Source organism: Chryseobacterium sp. CBTAP 102 (assembly GCF_003201365.1).
GTDB lineage: Bacteria > Bacteroidota > Bacteroidia > Flavobacteriales > Weeksellaceae > Chryseobacterium > Chryseobacterium candidae.
The window spans coordinates 69874-88402 of sequence record NZ_QICX01000003.1; the positions used below are offsets into that span (position 1 = coordinate 69874).

The window sequence follows — 18529 nt, forward strand, 5'->3', positions numbered from 1 at the left end:
AATAAGCAGGACAAATGTCTAAAAAGAAACTTCCTTTCTGATGCGGCTCAGGTGACGTTGGGTAATGCCAAGGTAGGAAGCAAGATACTGTAATGGAATATTTTGAATATAATCAGGATGTTTTTTTAATAATGTTTCGTAACGCCGGGCAGCGCTGTCTCTTTGCAGCTGAAAAAACCGTGTTTCAAGTTCAAGATATTCCTGTTCGGCAATAATCTTTAAAAATTTTGTCCAGTTTATGCTATTCTTTACCAGTTCATCTACCGCTTCTTTTTTAAGGATAATCACCTCTGCATTAGTAATGGCCTGCATACTTTCTTTACTCGGGCATCCTGAAACAAATGAGGAATAGGCAGCGATCATATGATTGGGAAACCGGAAGCAGTAGGTCATATCTTTTCCATCATCAGAAGTATAAAAAGAACGGAAAATACCAGACTTTACCAATCCTACTTCCTTACAAAGCTCTCCTTCCTGTATGAAATATTCATTTTTACTGATATGTCTGACTTCGGAAAACTTAAGGAGTTCTTCAATTTCATTCTCTGAAAACAGATTAAAGCTTCGAAAATATTCACGTTCCATTCTATAAATAAGTTTCAGCGAAAATAAATAAAATACTTCTTTGTAAACGCTGCGTTTTCATTTTTATAGAATTCTATTTTAAGAAAGCAAAGACGGAGACTATCTCAAAAATGAAATAATTTGGCTTTTGTCATTGACTTTGTCGAATCTTCGATTTCTGACGAAGGAAAAATCTCATTAATAATCAGAATCGTGAGATTCTTCACTACATTCCTGAACTGCGTTCGCAGACTTTCAGTCTGTGTTCAGAATGATACTTTTAGACTTGGGATAGCTTCTTTTTAAGAGAAGGAATAGTCATACAAATTTCAATTGAAAACAAAAAAAATCATCTCAGGACGAGATGATCTACCGTTTTGAATTTACTTGAGTTATTTATGAAGATATGAATGATGTTTTGTTGTAACAAAGATAAGTCAACCTTATTTTTTATGCATCAGTGAAATCCCCAGAATTATATCCGTAAAAATACGGTTGTATAAAAAGAAAAGTCCTGCAGGAAATACCTTACAGGACTTTGGATTATCTAACAATATTCAGTTTAATATTTACAATTCAGGGTTTAAAGTTATGATGGTCATCTGCTTTCACCTTTGAATCTTTATTAAAGAGGGCTTACCAGTTGAAGGAACCATTCTTTAACTTCACCTTCCAAGTATGGAGCAAGCTTTTCCTCACAGGTTTTATGGTAACCGTTCAGCCAGGCGATTTCGCTTTCTGAAAGCATTTCTTTCACCACTGTATCTTTGAAGAACGGACAGAATGTTAGTGTTTCAAATTCATAGAATGTTCCGTGAATTGTTGTTTCTGATTCTTTTACGGCAATAAGATTTTCGTGACGAATTCCATAATGTCCTTCAAGATAGTACCCCGGTTCGTTTGAACATACCATTCCCGGAAGAAGTTCCTGAGGATTCAGATCTTTTCTGATATTTTGCGGTCCTTCATGTACATTCATGAAACTTCCTACCCCATGTCCCGTTCCGTGGTTGAAATCTTTCCCTTCCATCCATAGCGGAAGCCTTGCAATAGCATCCAGTTGTACTCCTTTTGTTCCTTTCGGGAATTTTACCATTGATAAACGGATCAGTCCTTGTAATACCAATGTTGAATTTCTTTTAAACTCTTCCGATGGTGTTCCTAAGGCAAAAGTTCTTGTAATATCTGTAGTTCCTTCAAGGTACTGACCTCCTGAGTCTACCAGGATTGTTTCCTCGTTGGTTACTTCTTTGCTTCCTTCTTTTTTGGCAGAATAGTGCATAATAGCACCGTTATCTTTATATCCTACGATAGAACCAAAGCTTTCTCCGACAAAATTTTCACCTTCTGCACGGAATCCTTTCAGTTTTTGTCCTATAGAATATTCATTCATCGTTTCTTTTCCTGCATTGTGCGTTAGCCAATAAAGGAATTTTACCATGGCTACTCCGTCTCTTACCATTACTGTTCTGAAACCTTCCAGCTCAGCTTCATTTTTCTGGGCTTTCATCAGGTTGCCGGGAACCGGAGCTTTGATAAACTGATTGTCTGATTTTAATGTTTCAAAAATCTGTTGGTTGCTGTTCGGAGAAACCAGAACTTTTTCGTTTTTGAAGGTCTTCAGGTAATTGTAGAATTCTTCGTAAGGCATCATTTTTACAAAGGAATCATCCATTTGTTTTCTGGCTGCCACTTCCATTTTCTCTAATCCTGTGAACAGAACAGCATCATTTTTAGTGATTACAATATATCCTAAGAATACCGGATTGCTTTCTACATCACTTCCTCTCAGATTCAGTGTCCATGCCACATCATCCAGACTTGAGATAATGTGTACGGTAGCTTCCTGCTCTTCCATTTTCTGACGGATTGCAGCAATTTTATCGGATACTGATTTACCAGCTCTTTCTACCGGATGAACAAAAATAGGATTAGCAGATGGAGTTCCTCTGTCTTTCCAGACTTCTTTTAAAAGCGGAGCATCTGCAAGTGTAATATTTTTGGAATTGAATTTTTGAGAAAGCAGTTCCCAGTTGGCATGAGAGGCTGCAACAGCATTTACCGCCACTTTACCACCTGCTGGAATTTCTGAAATAATCCAGTCGATATAATTAGGAGTTCCTTCCATCCCATCTTTAAAAAGATCAATTCCGGAACCTTCCAGTTCAATAGCAGCTTGTGTAAAGTATCTTCCGTCTGTCCAAAGTCCCGCTTTGTCTTTGGTAACTACCACAAAACCGGCAGAACCTAAGAAACCTGACAGCCATGCTCTCTCCTGCCATTCTTCAGGAAGGTATTCACTCATATGCGGATCTGCAGAATATACTATAAATGCATCAACATTATTTTTCTGCATTTCTTCACGAAGTGCAGCAACTTTTTCCTTTGAAGTCATTCTTTTTATTTTTAACCACCGAAAGTTACAAAAAATTTGATGTCTGAAGGGTAAATCTACCGCTATTTTGCTTAATAATTCTTTATTGTAAATGAGTTCAAATAAAATCAAAATACTAAATATATTTCATAAAAGAAATCATTTTTAAGTAAAAAAAACTACCACATTATCAAAATAATAATTTTTTTGGAAAGATTATTGCTTCATTCTATATCATGAAACAGCAAAACTATAATAACCACAGGAAATTTTATCCGCCCTATCATTTTATTTATCTTCCATTACTTATAATAGTGGAGATTTTAGGAATTTATAAAATCTGGGACGACCCCGGAAATCAGCTGATCTGGATATTATTTTCTGTTGTAATTTTTCTGCTTTTTTATCTGGCATTCATGACAAGACAGCATTACGCGCTGGGACTTCAAAACCGGATGGTGATCCTGGAGTTTAAACAGCGTTATTTCGAGATTTTCAATAAAAGATCGGATGAAACTGCTGAGAAACTGAAGTTCGATCAGATTGCTGCATTGAGATTTACGTATGATGAAGAGTTCAAAGAGCTTTTATACAAAGCACTTCATGAAAATATCTCAGGAGACGAAATTAAAAGGTCTATCAAAAAATGGAGAGCAGACCGACTCCGAATCTAGTACACCCACAAAAATTGAAACCTATGAAAAAATGGAGCTTTTACAGTATTACAATATTAATGTTGTTGACACTCACAAGTTGTGAAGCTGTAGAAACGATTTTTAAGGCAGGAATGTGGTGGGGAATAATCTTAGTCTGTGTGATAGCAGGGATTCTTTTACTGATTTTTTCGAGGGGTAAAAACTCTTAACCATGTTTTATGGAGAAGAATACAGACTTGGAGATGATTTCTCACCTTAAGCCTTCAAAAATTGTTAAAATAATGAAGGATCCGGAAGCTTCTGCAAAGGCGGTGCATCTTGTATATACCACCGATGCAGAAACCGCCGGAATTACCCGTAAAAAAACCGGAAAGAAATACTCTTATTATAAAGACGGAGAAAAAATAAAGGATAAAGAAGAAATTACCAGGATCAATAAACTGGTAATTCCACCTGCCTGGGAAAATGTCTGGATCTGTGCTCTTGATAACGGCCATCTTCAGGCAACAGGCTTTGATGTAAAAAAAAGAAAACAATACCGCTACCACCCTCTGTGGAGTGCTTTAAGAAATCATACAAAATTTTACAGGATGCTTCAGTTCGGGTATGCATTACCGGACATGCGTCTGCATATAGAACAGGATCTTGCCCTGAGAAATTTTGAGAAAAGAAAAATTCTGGCTTTGATTGTAAGCCTTATGCAAAGAACCAATATCCGTATTGGAAATAATGTATATGAAAAGCTGTACGGTTCTTTCGGCCTGACCACATTAAAGGATAAACATGTAAAGGTAAAAGGACAAAAAATTTCTTTTTCTTTTAAAGGAAAGAAAGGTATTATGCATAAAATTGACCTCAGAAGTAAAAGGCTGGCAAGGCTGGTACAGAAATGCAAGGATATTCCCGGGAAAGAGCTTTTTCAGTATTTTGATGATGAAGGAAACCGCCATTCTGTAGATTCCGGAATGGTCAATGAATATATCAAAGAGATCAGTGGTGAAGATTTTACGGCTAAGGATTTCAGAACATGGTCCGGAACCGTAAGTGCTCTGATCGCTTTTAAAGAAATCGGGTATGCAGAGAATGACACTGAATATAAAAAGAAGGTAAAAGAAGCCCTCGACATTGTTGCAGAACACCTGGGAAATACATCGACGGTCTGCAGAAAGTATTATGTTCATCCTTTAGTCATCAACCTTTACGAGAACAATACGATCAAAAAATATCTTGATGAACTGGAAGTCATAGAAGAAAATGACGGAAAAGCCGATCTTACAAAAGAGGAAAGACTGGTTCTGAAGATTCTGGAAAACGAGAAGATGTAGAATATGGAAGAATGGAAGCTGGGAAAGGGAAGTTATGAAACTCCTAAAACAGTTTTCTGAATTCTCAACTTATTTTGATCAGACTAATGCACAATATTTCCGGCATCTGACTTCCCGCTTCCATCCGGACTATATTGAAATCCTATTGTTATTCAAAAACTGAACTCTGTACTCTTTTGGGGTAATCCCTGCAATCTTTTTGATATGTAAAATGGGAATGATTTTTACGGATTGGTATTGACGTGATTACAAACCATACCGGATCATTAAAAATGAAGAAAAGTGATTAACAGTCCGCTATCTGCAGGCAATGATATAGAATGTATCTTGGCGCTGTAATATAATCACCGTTTTGAACAGCAGCAACCTGTTTATTGTAAGTATAGCCTGCAAAGAAATAGTGTAGCCAATGCTGTGCAAGTAATGAATCAAATTTCACTTTCTCGCAGTTATTGGAATCCTGTATATCTGAAAAATTGTAAATTTCAGGCTGCGTCTGCTGAAGAAGATTAATTTTTGAAATGATTTCAGAGTATGAACGAGTTTTTCCTTTCTGCGCAAGAAGAACCGCACACAACGCTGAGAAAAATAAGACTTTTTTTCATACTTGTTTAATAATGATGTAAAATTAGAACAATCCCAACCCTTCGCCTTTCAAAAAGATTATTTAAAATGTTCAAAATTGCAGTAAAAGTGAATTTATATAAATTTAACATTCTGCCATAAATCCTTTATTTACAGCAGTTAACAGTTGTTTTTAAACCAGGACAAATCATTTATTATCCTTATTACTATAATTACAACAAACGGATGATTTTTTTTGTTTAATCTAAAAAACAAGATAAATATGTTAATATTCCATACCGTTTACAATTAAAAACGAAGTATCTATTATTAACTGTGCTGCATCGGATTTTATCTGATAAAAACAGGCGGTATTTTTTCTTTCTTTATAATTATTGTAAATTTGTATACACATCTTATTTAAATTTAATAAAATAATAAAACGTAATATGTCAAAAGCAATTTCGCAAGTACCATTAGCGGTAAACGAGCCTGTAAACTCATACGAACCGGGATCTCCGGAAGTTAAAAGCCTTATCGACACTTATAAAAAAATGTGGGCTGAAAAGGTAGAAATCCCAATGATCATCAATGGAAAAGAAGTAAAGACTGATACAAAAGTACAGCTTCAGTCTCCACAGGATCACGCTCATGATTTCGGGTTTTACTACCAGGGTGGTATGCAGCATGTGGATGACGCTATCAACGCGGCATTGGCAGCTAAAAAAGAATGGAATGAACTGGGCTGGGAACAGCGTGCAGCAATTTTCTTAAAAGCAGCTGATCTTTTGGCTGGTCCTTACAGAGATGTAATTAATGCTGCAACAATGATCGGACAGTCTAAAAATGTACATCAGGCTGAAATTGATGCAGCTTGTGAGTTCATCGATTTCCTAAGATTCAATGTAGAGTTCATGACAGAAATGTATGCTGAGCAGCCGGTTTCTGACAATGGAATCTGGAATCGTGTTGAATACAGACCATTAGAAGGATTCTGTTTTGCCGTAACTCCATTTAACTTTACCGCAATTTCCGGAAATCTTCCGACTTGTATGGCAATGTTAGGAAATGTTGTGGTTTGGAAGCCATCTGACAAGCAGGTATATTCTGCAAAAGTAATCATGGATGTATTAACAGAAGCGGGTCTTCCTGCAGGGGTTATCAACATGATCTTTACGGATGGTAAAGAAACGGCTGAAAAAGTATTGGCTCATAAAGATTTCGCAGGTCTTCACTTCACTGGTTCTACAAAAGTATTCCAGGGAATGTGGAAAATGATCGGTGATAATATCCACAACTACAGAACATATCCAAGAATCGTTGGAGAAACTGGTGGTAAAGACTTCGTTATTGCTCACCCGTCTGCTAACGTAGAAGCTGTAGCAACGGCATTGGTAAGAGGTGCTTTCGAATATCAGGGTCAGAAATGTTCTGCGGCTTCAAGAGCGTATGTGCCGAAATCTCTTTGGGCTGATGTGAAAAAAGTAATGGAAACTCAGATGAGCTCTATTAAAGTAGGTTCTCCAGAAGATACTTCAAACTTCGTAAACGCTGTAATTGATAAAAATTCTTTTGAAAAATGTAAAGGATATATCGACAGAGCAAATGCTTCTGACGAAGCTACTGTGGCGATCGGTGGAAAATATGACGATTCTAAAGGATGGTTTGTACACCCAACGGTAATTGAAACTACAAATCCTCACTACGAAAGTATGGTGGAAGAGATCTTTGGCCCGATCTTATCAATCTACGTATATGAAGATCAGGACTGGAAAGAAACGCTGAAACTGGTAGATTCTACTTCTCCTTATTCATTAACAGGTTCTGTATTCTCACAAGACCGTTACGCAATCAGCGAAGCATACAAAGCTTTAGAAAATGCATCAGGTAACTTCTATATCAATGATAAACCTACAGGTGCCGTAGTAGGCCAGCAGCCTTTCGGTGGTGGCAGAGCATCAGGAACCAATGATAAGGCAGGTTCTAAAATGAACCTTCTGAGATGGGTTTCTGTAAGAAGCGTAAAAGAGACTTTCGTTTCTCCTAAAAACTACAAATATCCTTACCTAGGGTAATTAATAAATAATGATTAATAAGTAATAGGCAATGAGTAATTGTTGTCTGTTCTTGGAATACAGCCTCGGAATTTCGGTTTCGGGGCTTTTTTGTGGAGTGCGAGACACGAGGTTTGAGAGTGGGAAGGTTTGAGAGTTTGAGGGTTATAGCGTTTGAGAATATTAGAGTATGAGAGTATTTCTGGTAATAAAGTATTTTTTGGACTACAATCAACATTAAACACTATACGTTAAACTCGCATATCCCGTATCTCGAAACCCAGTATCTCCACTAACATCTTTTAACAAAATTTACCGATATTTTACGATTCTCCCAGCCTTGTTAGGAATAATTGTTGATTTTTTTATTAATACAACACCACAAAATAAAATAATATGAAAAAGTTATTGCTAACAGCCGTCGGAATAGGAATATTTACAGTGAGCTGTGGAACCAAAGAATCGACAATGTCAACCAGTAGCCGTGATTCAGCAACAGTAGAGAACACACAGAAAAATATAGATCCTGCAGCTACTGATACCATGACTACAAAAATGAAGAATCCCGACTCTATCCAAATGAAAAAGGATTCTGCGGCAATGTCTCCTGTCAAATAGTATTTTATACCTCTAATTTAAAATGGAAATCCACAAATCACTCATTGTGGATTTTTTTATACTTTCTACTATCATTTTTTTATCTTTGATGGAAACAACACAACAATGATAAAAAAATTTCAGCTGCCTTATCTTATCAAGATATCAAATTTGATAATGGTGCATTTCCTGAAATTATATCCAAAGCTGAAAAATACTATAAATCAGTATTTATTAATGCTTATACATACTGGTGTGATCCCTGTAAACTCATGGCTAAAAATATATTCATCCTGCAATCTGTGACTGAATACTATATCCAGCATTTCATAAATGTAAACATTAATACAGAAAAAGGTGTAGGGATTGAATTAGTAGAAAAATACCACATAAACTCTTATCCCACTTACTTATTTATTAATGGAAAGGTGAGCTTATTCACAGAGGTTTAGGTTATTTTACAGAAAAAGAGTTTATTCAACCCGGCAAAGATGCAGATGATGCAAATAAAAAGCTGAATTTCTGAAAAAAATTAATTTTCTTCAACACTAAAATGATCTGTAGCCTTATTCAGGGTATATAAAGATCTCTTTAGGTAATATACAGATCCTTCAAAAAAGATCATGGAGAAAGGCTGTGGCAGCAATTCTTAACATCAGAAAATATAAAGAGCGGTGTTTTATTTCCAAAAAAAGTGTTTGTTTACAATTGCATTCAAGATTTATTATATTTACTCAAGAAAACCAGTCAAAAAAATTACTATGAAAAAATTATTCTCTACAGGAGCAGTTGTTGGACTTCTTTTCCTTGGAAGTTGTGCTCAAAACAAAGAAAAAAGAGAAGAATATAAAGAAGCTCATAATAAAGATTCTCTAAGAAACAGGATGGGAGACTCCGCTGTAGCCAATTCTATACAGACTCCGGCAGCTGCCGATACGTCAAAAACCAAAACCGACAGCACAAAACTTAAATAAAATCACAAATCCACAGATTACTGTGGATTTGCACTTAAAAAAACTTGACTGAAAAAAAACCGGGCAATCAACCCCGATTATGATATATGATTTTCTTCCTGCTCAGAAGAATATATCATTAAAAAGCTAAAAATGGGAATCGCAGTTTGTCTTATAATGATCTTAATTCAGAAATGAAATAAAAGTGATAAGCTGTAACAGAATTGTGTGTGTACTGTGAAACTGGCGCAAAGATATGATAGCAAAGGTTTCCTTTCAAATAATAGGTTGTTCATTTTCGTGAAAATGGCAAGATAGAATTAAATTAAGCCTCTCTTTTTAATCATTTTCAGGAAAATGAACATTTTTATCTGATGTGTTTTCAGCATCCAGATATTTGATATATGCTGATGGAGAATAGTCTGTAACCGCTTTAAAGACGGCGGCAAATTTGCTGTGTGAAGAGAATCCGCATTCGTCAGCCAGAATACTTATTTTATATTGTCTGTACTTCTCATCATTAATTAGTTTGTCTACAATATAGTTGATTCTTAAACGATTGATATACGTTTTGAAATCTGCATTTTTATGCTGATTGATTACGTAAGACAGATATTTTGTATTGGTATTCAGTTCCCCTGCAAGAAAAGACAAAGACATTCCTTTATTGTTATAAAGATTACCTTTTTCAAAATCTTCAAGCAGTTCAAGTAATTTCGATTCGGTTTCGGAAGTCATCAGGGAATCATTCCTTCTTCGGTCTGCTTCCGAGTCTTTTTCATCAACTTCTTCCACAAATATATTCGAAAACTCAGAATCGCCGGATTGAGCTAAAGGATAATGAGTTCTGCTACTGATCATATGTAACTGAGTTCTTATAATATTTCTGAATTTTGAGCGTTGTTTTCTCTGCTTTGTCCTGAATAAAACAAGTAAGCCAACCAGCGAAGTAAACAGAATGACAATGGCAGTATTTTTCACCAGATTCATCTGCCCTCCTTTCTTATTGCTATTCCCTTTCAGAGTCTCAGCTCCCATTGTTACAAAACTTTGATTACGGGCTGCTATGCTGTCATAAGCATGCATATATTTCACCGCATATAATGAAGCTTTAAAATTATCTCCTATTCCTTCATAGTAATCATTTATATTGGAATAAACTGCTTTTTTTAGTTTAAGACTTCGGGATGTATCTGCAATTTTTTCTGCTTTTTTAAGATACCGTTCAGCATCGTTCCAGTTTTTCTGCTTTAGGCGGATCCCTCCTAATCCATTGTATACCAATCCCAGGGTACAGCTTCCATTTTTAAGCAATCCTTCTGCTTTTCGGTAATAACTTTCGGAAACAGAATAATCATTAAGTTTGAAATAGACATCTCCCAACAGCTGATAAGAAGCTGCTGCTGTTCTGTTCTTATTATTGCTGTTTATTTTTCCAAAATATTTCAGAGAGGACTCAATATTCCGTATTGCATTGGGAAAATTCCCCATCTCCATTTCATAGAAGGCCATTTCCTGATTCAGGAGTCCAGCCGCTTCATTACTTTTCTGAAAATCAACAATCTGTCCTGAAGCATACAGTCCTTTTACAATATATTTTTTGGATCTTTCGTATAACCCTACCTGTCTATATTGCCTCGCAAGTAATCTGGTCACCACAGCCATCCATTCCGGATCATTAATCTGATTGATCACAGAATGGGCATTTTCACTGTAACAGATTGCTTTTTTAAGTTCACCTGCATGCTGATATAGTTCTGAAGAGAGCACAAGGCATTTTATTTTCTCTGAGGGTTTTTGTGCCTTCATGTAGAGAGAATCTGCAGTTTTTATTGCTTTGGGTAAATCCTTATAGGCTGTTACGGAAGAAGTTCTCTCACAGATAAGGTCAAAGTTACTTTTTTTCTGAGCGAATAGGGGGACTGATATTGTCAGCAGAAACAAAAATTTCAAAAGACTTTTAGTCATAGAAGAACAAATTATTATTTTGATTTTATAATAATTCATCATTATTTTTACGGGAGTGTCTTTTTGTTTTTTACAAAACTAGTGATATTTTATTTTTTATTAAAACATTATATTGAAATTTAATCATTTAACACAAAACAATCATTTACGTTAATTTTAATAATAAAACCAAAATAATAAAAGATTATCTTTAATACAAGCTGACACCTGTATTAAAATCAAAGTTCCTGTGTAATTATTTTCAATATGAACGGCTCATGTGTCATCATATTTATTACATTTGCAGGGAATAAAAAGTTTTATGAAAAAAATAGCAATACTTTCCTCAATCTTTATAGGAGCCCTTGCATGGGCGCAGGGAATCAAATTTGAAGAAGGCAATTTCGCCTCTATTCTTGCCAAAGCAAAAAAAGAAAAAAAACTGGTCTTTATTGATGCATATGCCTCATGGTGTGGACCTTGTAAACTGATGGTTAAAAACATTTTCCCTCTTCAGTCTGTAGGAGAGTATTACAACTCTCACTTTATCAATGCTAAAATTGATATGGAAAAAGGAGAAGGAATTGAGCTGGCCAAAAAATATAATGTAAAAGCATTTCCTACTTATCTTTTTATAGACGGAAACGGTGAAGCGGTACACAGAACATTAGGATATGTGGAAGAAAAAGACTTTATCCAGTTTGCAAAAGACGCAGAAGATCCAAACAAAAGACTCACTTCTCTGAAGCAGCAGTTTGAAAAAGGGGAAAAAGATCCTGAGTTTTTAAAAAATCTTGCGGTCCTTACCATGTATAACGATGCTGAGTTTGCCGGGAAAGTTCTTAACCGTTACTTTCAGCAGAAAACAAGTTTAGATCAGGAAGATATCCAAATGCTTCTTTCAGGAGTACAAATTACAGATAGTCCTTTGTACAAAATTTTCCAGGATAAAAAAGCTGATATCATTAAATTCTTCCCTGAGGATAAATATGAAAAGTTTGATAAAAATATTAAGCTGAACACCATTTCTAAAAAAGCCTATAATCCGGATACAAAGAAATGGGATGACAGCTATTTTATGGCTGAAACCCAGAAATTCCTGAGCAAAGAAGAAGCTGATAAGATCTTAAAAAGAATGAAAGCCAACAGAGCTTTAAAGAATAAAGATATTCCTGAGTATGAGAAATTAATTCTTGACCTTTACAAAGATTATTCTGCAGTTGGTTCTGATGAACTGAATTCTCTAGCATGGAACTTTTTTGAAAATGTAAGCAATAAAACTTCTCTGGAAAAAGCCATTGCCTGGGCACAGGAATCTGTAAAGAAAGATCAGAATTTTGCCAATACAGATACTTTAGCGAATCTTTACAATAAGGTTGGTGATAAGAAAAATGCAAAAATGTGGGCTGAAAAATCTATTGAGCTGGCCAAAAGTACAGGACAGGATTCTTCCGACACGGAAAAGCTATTGAAAAGTCTTTAATTGGATAGACATTAGTTAATAATAAAACCGCAGAACTGAGGTTCCGCGGTTTTTTATTTATTTTGTAAATGCTTAGTTATTATATACTAAAATCTGCATCTTAGTAAGCATGGATTCTGTATCACCATTATAACCTCCATAACCAGAAGGTACAAAATTCACCGTTGCAGATCCGAACCATGCAGAATATTGTACTTTAAATGTATAAGTTCCTGCTGTAAGGGTTACTGATTTCAAAAATGTCACCGGAACCGGCATACTTCCCAAAGCTGTGCCTCCAGGAAAGCTTCCTGCTTTAGAAGCAAAGGCTGAAGAAATTTTTGTTCCGTTTTGTACAAGGGCAAAAACCCCCTGACTCGAGTTACCGTCTACCAATGTTGCATATCCCAAAACAGTAAATAAAAAGGTCTGAGTTCTTCCTGCAGGAACTGTCAGAGTAATTGTTGCGCCTGGCACATCAATTGTCGTTCCCTGTGCGGCTGTAGCAGCAGTAGTTCCCTGTACATAATAAGCGCCGTTAATAGTTCCGCTTATTGTATTCAGGGTTTGCCATGTTGGTGCTGCTCCTGCCCCGCCGGATGTTAAAATCTGCCCTGAAGTACCTGCACTGCCCGCAGTAGTGCCATTACCTCCCACATTGATTTCATTGGTAACCTGTAAGGCACCATTAACGTGTAGAGCTCTTTGCGGTGTAGATGTTCCTATACCTATTCTTCCGGAATTAGCATCTGTAAGATACATCAGCTCGTTGGGAATCCGCCCAACACTAAAAGACAGGTAACGATCCCCTGTTGCCGTTGTTGTGGAAACATCACCAAAGTTAATACGTGAAATAGGTCCTGTAAATACTGAAGATGAAGATTTCATATTAATACCGAAATTATCTGTACGGTTACCATAGCCAAACCCATCTTGTCCAACATTAATATCCAATGCATTTTTAGTCTGGGCTGTAGTAACTGCTGCATTAAGCAACTGACTGCCTTCTACGTGTAATTTACTTGAAGGAGTAGTGGTTCCAATTCCCAGACGGTTATTGGCAGCATCCACAGATAAGGTAGTTCCATCTACAGAAAATGCATTGGTCTGTGTTCCTGTAAATGTAAGGGTATTGGCTCCCTGTGTTACCGTTCTGTTCCCTGCAAGAGTACCGTCTGCGGTATAGATATTAGTAGGGGAAGCTCCAGCTGCTCCTCCGTCGGTAGACCTCCAGAATGAATTGCTGAAAACAAATTCCAATGCTTTGCCATTAGGAATAGTAACGCCATCCAGTGTAGCCCCAAATCCACCTGTGGTATTGTTATAAACAATAAGCCGCTGGCCCGGGTTGGGAGCGGCAAAGGCAGAAATGGCCACCGTAGCTGTAGCGGCTCCGGTAAGCTGTACCTGGCTTACATTAACCGGAATAGTAACAGCATTACCCGCAACGGCTAAAGCAGTTTCACGGTTGGTAATGGCCCCATTAACATCCAATGTAGTACCGGGAGCAGTAAGCCCGAGCCCCAGATTACCATTAGAGATCATCACCAGGTCATCTTTAGCCTGAACGGCATTAGGAACTCCTGTTGTCGGATTATTCTTTAACCCGTCAATATTAAATACTCCCTGAGGATTGGAAGTGTTAATCCCAACTTGTGATTTTACCACTAAAGAAAATGTGGTAAACAAGCCTGCTAGTAATAAATTTTTTCTCATAATGTATATATTTAAATTAATATTTGCTCATACAAACTTCTTAATAAGCCACTTGTATTACTAAACTGAATGGCTGGGAACGATCTTTCAGTTTTATAAATATTTTTAAAGGAATAATTTTATTTAAAGTTACAAAAAAAACATACACAAGTAACTAAATACCTAAAAATCTATCACTTAAATATAAAATTTAATATATAAACAGCAAATTATCTGAAAACAAAACACAATTAAGTGAAATATTTATAAGAGAAAATAGACTTTAATAATGTAAAAATTATTTAAAAAAAATCCTTATAAAGGGATATTACCCATCAGTAAATGAACAAGAAAATGGACAAAATCATAGCCGGAAATGTATAAAGCCATTCTCTATGCTAACGAAATTTGTATAGCTGGCAGCAACACCACATTATGCCTGGTTAATAGTTTTTTGACAAGAAAGCTTTATCTCAAAACCTAATAATGCCGGCAGATCATCCTTTGCATGAAAATTGTTCACCGGCAAAGAGTGTGGGGAATAATAAAAAAGTCCTTTTTAACTGGTTGTAAAAAGGACTCTTCTAATTTTCATATAGGAATAAATTAATATTCAAACAAGACGCTTCCCCACGTAAATCCGCTTCCGAATGCTGAAAGAAGTACAAGGTCTCCTCTTTTGATTTTCCCTTGTTCAATCGCTTCGCTTAAAGCAATGGGAATAGAGGCTGCTGTTGTATTTCCATATTTCTGGATGTTATTAAAGATTTTATCCTCCGGTAATCCAAATTTTTCCTGTACAAACTGAGCAATTCTCAGGTTGGCCTGATGTGGAATGAACATGTCAAGATCTTCAATGGTTTTTCCAGCTTTATTCAATGCCTCCATCATCGTTTCAGGGAATCTTGTTACCGCATGTTTGAATACGAAGTTTCCGTTCATAATAGGATATACTTCTTTGTTTGTTACATTTTCAGGATCTCTTCTCATTCTGTCACTCCATCCGTATTTTGATCCCGGAAACTGGGTACAAAGATCGTCTGCATATTTTCCTTCAGAATGCATATTCACCGCTAAAATATCTCCTGCATTTTCATTTTCTGATGCAGAAAGAACAACAGCTCCTGCCCCATCACCGAAAATGACCGATACACCTCTCCCTTCGTCAGAAAAATCAAGTCCGAAAGAGTGAACCTCTGCTCCCACCACCAGAATATTTTTATAAGTACCTGATTTGATGAATGCATTGGCAACGCTCATAGCATATACAAATCCTGAACACTGGTTTCTTACATCCAATGCTCCAATGGTATCACATCCCAGCATATCCTGAAGTAATACCCCACACCCCGGAAAATAATAATCCGGCGAAAGCGTTGCAAAAACAATATAATCAATATCTTTTGAGGTAAGGCCGGCATTATGGATGGCTTTTTCTGCAGCTTTAAACCCCAGATAAGCGGTAGTTTCCTGAGAGTCATCTCTGTTTTTTCTATGTCTTCTTTCCTTAATACCTGTTCTTTCTGTAATCCATTCGTCATTGGTTGTCATGAGTTTTGCCAAATCATCATTTGTAACAACGTTATCTGGAACATAAAATCCGAACCCTTTTATTGTACTTTTAATCATATAGTTTTTTAATTTTGGCAAAGATAAAACTTATTTAACACATAGTTTTTCAAAATATTAGTATTTTTACTTTATGCCAATTGATACGATATACAGAACCTCCCAGTGCGAATGGGTAGATGTAGAGGCTCCTACTTTAGAAGACCTGAAATTTCTTCATGAAAGATATGAAATCAACAATCTTCTTCTGGAAGATACGATGGATCCTAATCACCTTCCGAAATATGAAGAAGACGGGAATGTAAAATTCTTTTTACTCCGTGAAAGTACAGAGCTGGAAAGAAAGAATTTGAACACCATCAGTGATATCAGTACCAAAATCGGGATTTTTCTGGTGGAAAATACCATTATTACCATCCACAGGATGAAGACCAGAAGTATTTCAGATACCAGAAAAAAGGTTTCTTTGATTCAGGAAGATCTTAAACCTCAGCAAATCATTCTGATGATTGCGATATTGATCATGAAAAGCTTTGATGATGAATCTTTAAGTCTGTTCGAAACAATGGACAATATAGAGAATGAAATTTTTCTTAAAAACACCAATCATACCAGCCAGATCCGCCGTCTTTACAAGCTGAAACGAAAATCAGGATTAAATTCCCGTGTATTGGTAATTTCTACAGATGCTATTGATAAATTTAAACTGCTGAATTTACAGGACTCAGAAACTGTTGATCTAAAAGATAAACATAAAGATGTGGTTGCCGATTTTGATCATTTAAATATTCAGATCACCAACCTTATTTCTATGTTTCTGGCACTTTCGGATCAAAAAGCGAATCAGGTGATGAAAGTTCTGGCGATTTATTCCGTTTACTTCTTACCAATTACCTTTATTGCCGGAGTTTATGGGATGAATTTCGATAATATGCCTGAGCTTCATCATAAGTACGGATATTTTATAACATTGGGAGTAATGGCAACGGTTGTGATCAGTACGTTTATTTATGTGAGACGAAGACAGTGGTAATTTAATATAAACACAAAGTTGCAAAGAAGAATATGTTATTATATTCTCAGTAAAATAAAACACTGTAGATTACTTTTTGACTTTAACACACCATCAAAACAAAATACCATGGCTCCTGAAAACCTTAACAAAATTCTGGAAGATTCTTCTCTGTCAGATGCATCCAAGGACAAATTGCTTGCTTTACACAGGAATATCTCTGCCAAAGAATTCTCTGATCTTCTGGATCAGAATGGTAATCAGTATATAGAATTTGTACAGGAAGGAGGTGGCGTCTGGGGAAGTGCATTGGTAGGCTATCTTTATGGGTTGGAAATATTTGGAATCCGTTTTCTGAAAGTAGCAGGAACGAGTGCCGGAGCTATTAATACCATGCTTATTGCTGCCTGTAAGACCAAAGAAGAACCTAAAAGTGAACTTATTAAGGATATTCTTTTCAGCTGGGATTTTTCGGATTTTATGGATGGAAAAAGTTATGTAAAAACGACTCTCCATGCGATGCTGAACAACAAAGATTTCTTTAAGATCAATGCTGTTATTGCCGCTATCCTTTTTATTATTCTGATCAGTATTCCTTTTCTGGCATCATCATCAACAATACTGAACGCCAAACTGATGTTTCTGATTCCCCTGATTCCGGCTGTTATTCTCTCTTTCTGTATCCAAAAACTGTATAATAACTTCAGGAAAGAAAACAGCGGACTGAATCCCGGAAATACCTTTCAGAATACCATGCAAAATGCACTGGATCAATTTGGAATACAAACAGTTGCCGATCTCAACAAAAAATTCATTCAGAAAGGACAGGAACTCAATCTCAGCTACCGCTATGGGAACGGGCAGGAATATTATCAGATGGCTTTGCAAAACATTGAAAAAATTAAAATCAAAAATCAGGAACATATCGACCAGACCCGATACAGAATTTTCTATGAAAGTGCGGTCAATAATGACTATTATAAAAACAATCCGTTTTATCTTCTTACATCAGAATATGTTGTTATTGCCACTGATATCAATGCCAAAATTAAAGTAGAACTTCCTACGATGGCCAATCTCTACTGGTCCGAAGAGGAACTGAAACATATCAGTCCTGCCGAATTTGTAAGAGCTTCTATGGCAGTTCCTTTTTTCTTTGAACCTTTCCAGAAACAAATCAATAGAGACGATGATTCCGTAAAATATGCCTGGAGATACTGGATGAATACGAAACCCGAAGACATTAATCCTTCAGGAGTTTTCATTGATGGTGGCAGTATTTCCAACTTTCCTATTGACCTGTTTCATGCGGATGAAGTTTTTTATCCCAGAATGCCTCTTTTTGGAGTGCAGCTAACCAGTGATTCAGCTATTCTCTCTGAAAAAGGAAAAACAAGTGAAGAAATCCTTAAAACACCTTTCAGCTATGCCGGAAATATCATCAACACTCTGAAAGGTTTTAATGATAAGACATTCCTTACCAAACATACTTTTTACCGTTTATACAGCATACAAAGCGTTAATTGCGGTACCAGCAGCTGGCTGAATTTCTTTATGAAAAAAGAAGAAAAGGAAGATCTTTTCAACAGAGGTTTTCAGGCTGCCCTTGATTTTCTCAACACATTTGATTGGGAAAAGTACAAATATGAAAGAATGATGCTTACCATGAAGGAGAAAAAAATACTGAAAGAAGAGGATACGCCTACTGTGGGATAAAGATTTTATAGTAATATGAAATACAAGAAAATCAATAGAAT

14 protein-coding genes are annotated in these 18529 nt (G+C 36.2%); 9 read left to right on the forward strand and 5 right to left on the reverse strand.

Features of this window, described 5'->3' with window-relative positions:
• Window positions 1-18: 18 nt before the first annotated feature.
• On the reverse strand, window positions 19-585 hold the full coding sequence (locus C8D70_RS05555; RefSeq protein ID WP_076597656.1) for a Crp/Fnr family transcriptional regulator: 567 nt from the start codon (window positions 583-585) through the stop codon (window positions 19-21).
• 604 nt (window positions 586-1189) lie between these two features.
• Window positions 1190-2959 carry an aminopeptidase P family protein gene (locus C8D70_RS05560; protein WP_110366660.1) on the reverse strand — a complete coding sequence of 590 codons (1770 nt, stop codon included), beginning with the start codon at window positions 2957-2959 and terminating at the stop codon, window positions 1190-1192.
• A 215-nt stretch (window positions 2960-3174) separates the two neighbouring features.
• Here C8D70_RS05560 and C8D70_RS05565 point away from each other — a divergent pair, with 215 nt between their 5' ends.
• From C8D70_RS05565 to C8D70_RS05600, 6 genes are all read left to right on the forward strand, one after another.
• On the forward strand, window positions 3175-3612 hold the full coding sequence (locus C8D70_RS05565) for a DUF6526 family protein (RefSeq protein WP_110366661.1): 438 nt from the start codon (window positions 3175-3177) through the stop codon (window positions 3610-3612).
• A 200-nt stretch (window positions 3613-3812) separates the two neighbouring features.
• The gene (locus tag C8D70_RS05575) at window positions 3813-4919 is read left to right on the forward strand and encodes a DNA topoisomerase IB (RefSeq protein WP_110366662.1); all 1107 of its coding nucleotides are present in this window, start codon (window positions 3813-3815) and stop codon (window positions 4917-4919) included.
• A gap of 1013 nt (window positions 4920-5932) precedes the next feature.
• A complete protein-coding gene (pruA, locus tag C8D70_RS05585; RefSeq protein WP_110366664.1) occupies window positions 5933-7558 on the forward strand; it encodes an L-glutamate gamma-semialdehyde dehydrogenase in 1626 nt (541 codons plus the stop codon).
• 375 nt (window positions 7559-7933) lie between these two features.
• Window positions 7934-8155, forward strand: coding sequence for a cytochrome C551 (locus C8D70_RS05590; protein ID WP_110366665.1), 222 nt, complete (start codon window positions 7934-7936; stop codon window positions 8153-8155).
• Between the two features lie 212 nt (window positions 8156-8367).
• Complete coding sequence (locus tag C8D70_RS21310) at window positions 8368-8586, forward strand: thioredoxin fold domain-containing protein (protein WP_410493705.1); 219 nt, start codon at window positions 8368-8370, stop codon at window positions 8584-8586.
• Window positions 8587-8895: 309 nt separating this feature from the next.
• Complete coding sequence (locus C8D70_RS05600) at window positions 8896-9108, forward strand: hypothetical protein (protein WP_110366667.1); 213 nt, start codon at window positions 8896-8898, stop codon at window positions 9106-9108.
• A gap of 318 nt (window positions 9109-9426) precedes the next feature.
• On the opposite strand, the gene C8D70_RS05605 is transcribed toward C8D70_RS05600, so the two are convergent.
• A complete protein-coding gene (locus C8D70_RS05605) occupies window positions 9427-11055 on the reverse strand; it encodes an AraC family transcriptional regulator (protein ID WP_168801980.1) in 1629 nt (542 codons plus the stop codon).
• Between the two features lie 301 nt (window positions 11056-11356).
• On the opposite strand from C8D70_RS05605, the gene C8D70_RS05610 reads away from it, so the two are divergent.
• Window positions 11357-12517 carry a thioredoxin family protein gene (locus C8D70_RS05610; RefSeq protein WP_110366669.1) on the forward strand — a complete coding sequence of 387 codons (1161 nt, stop codon included), beginning with the start codon at window positions 11357-11359 and terminating at the stop codon, window positions 12515-12517.
• Between the two features lie 72 nt (window positions 12518-12589).
• Here C8D70_RS05610 and C8D70_RS05615 read toward each other — a convergent pair whose 3' ends face one another.
• A complete protein-coding gene (locus tag C8D70_RS05615; RefSeq protein WP_110366670.1) occupies window positions 12590-14212 on the reverse strand; it encodes a hypothetical protein in 1623 nt (540 codons plus the stop codon).
• 585 nt (window positions 14213-14797) lie between these two features.
• Window positions 14798-15820 (reverse strand): 3-oxoacyl-ACP synthase III family protein, encoded by a 1023-nt coding sequence (locus C8D70_RS05620; protein ID WP_110366671.1) that lies wholly within the window; start codon window positions 15818-15820, stop codon window positions 14798-14800.
• A 73-nt stretch (window positions 15821-15893) separates the two neighbouring features.
• Between C8D70_RS05620 and C8D70_RS05625 the strand changes: the two genes are divergently transcribed.
• On the forward strand, window positions 15894-16793 hold the full coding sequence (locus tag C8D70_RS05625) for a CorA family divalent cation transporter (protein ID WP_076597668.1): 900 nt from the start codon (window positions 15894-15896) through the stop codon (window positions 16791-16793).
• A 108-nt stretch (window positions 16794-16901) separates the two neighbouring features.
• Window positions 16902-18488, forward strand: coding sequence for a patatin-like phospholipase family protein (locus tag C8D70_RS05630; protein ID WP_110366672.1), 1587 nt, complete (start codon window positions 16902-16904; stop codon window positions 18486-18488).
• Window positions 18489-18529 lie beyond the last annotated feature (41 nt).

Excerpts from the sequence above, each read along its gene's own strand:
- C8D70_RS05625 (WP_076597668.1), top strand. The coding sequence starts at position 15,894 with ATGCCAATTGATACGATATACAGAACCTCCCAGTGCGAATGGGTAGAT.
- C8D70_RS05575 (WP_110366662.1), top strand. The coding sequence starts at position 3,813 with ATGGAGAAGAATACAGACTTGGAGATGATTTCTCACCTTAAGCCTTCA.
- C8D70_RS05555 (WP_076597656.1), bottom strand. The coding sequence starts at position 585 with ATGGAACGTGAATATTTTCGAAGCTTTAATCTGTTTTCAGAGAATGAA.
- C8D70_RS05620 (WP_110366671.1), bottom strand. The coding sequence starts at position 15,820 with ATGATTAAAAGTACAATAAAAGGGTTCGGATTTTATGTTCCAGATAAC.
- pruA (WP_110366664.1), top strand. The coding sequence starts at position 5,933 with ATGTCAAAAGCAATTTCGCAAGTACCATTAGCGGTAAACGAGCCTGTA.
- C8D70_RS05560 (WP_110366660.1), bottom strand. The coding sequence starts at position 2,959 with ATGACTTCAAAGGAAAAAGTTGCTGCACTTCGTGAAGAAATGCAGAAA.
- C8D70_RS05610 (WP_110366669.1), top strand. The coding sequence starts at position 11,357 with ATGAAAAAAATAGCAATACTTTCCTCAATCTTTATAGGAGCCCTTGCA.
- C8D70_RS05630 (WP_110366672.1), top strand. The coding sequence starts at position 16,902 with ATGGCTCCTGAAAACCTTAACAAAATTCTGGAAGATTCTTCTCTGTCA.
- C8D70_RS05600 (WP_110366667.1), top strand. The coding sequence starts at position 8,896 with ATGAAAAAATTATTCTCTACAGGAGCAGTTGTTGGACTTCTTTTCCTT.
- C8D70_RS05590 (WP_110366665.1), top strand. The coding sequence starts at position 7,934 with ATGAAAAAGTTATTGCTAACAGCCGTCGGAATAGGAATATTTACAGTG.
- C8D70_RS05605 (WP_168801980.1), bottom strand. The coding sequence starts at position 11,055 with ATGACTAAAAGTCTTTTGAAATTTTTGTTTCTGCTGACAATATCAGTC.
- C8D70_RS05565 (WP_110366661.1), top strand. The coding sequence starts at position 3,175 with ATGAAACAGCAAAACTATAATAACCACAGGAAATTTTATCCGCCCTAT.
- C8D70_RS05615 (WP_110366670.1), bottom strand. The coding sequence starts at position 14,212 with ATGAGAAAAAATTTATTACTAGCAGGCTTGTTTACCACATTTTCTTTA.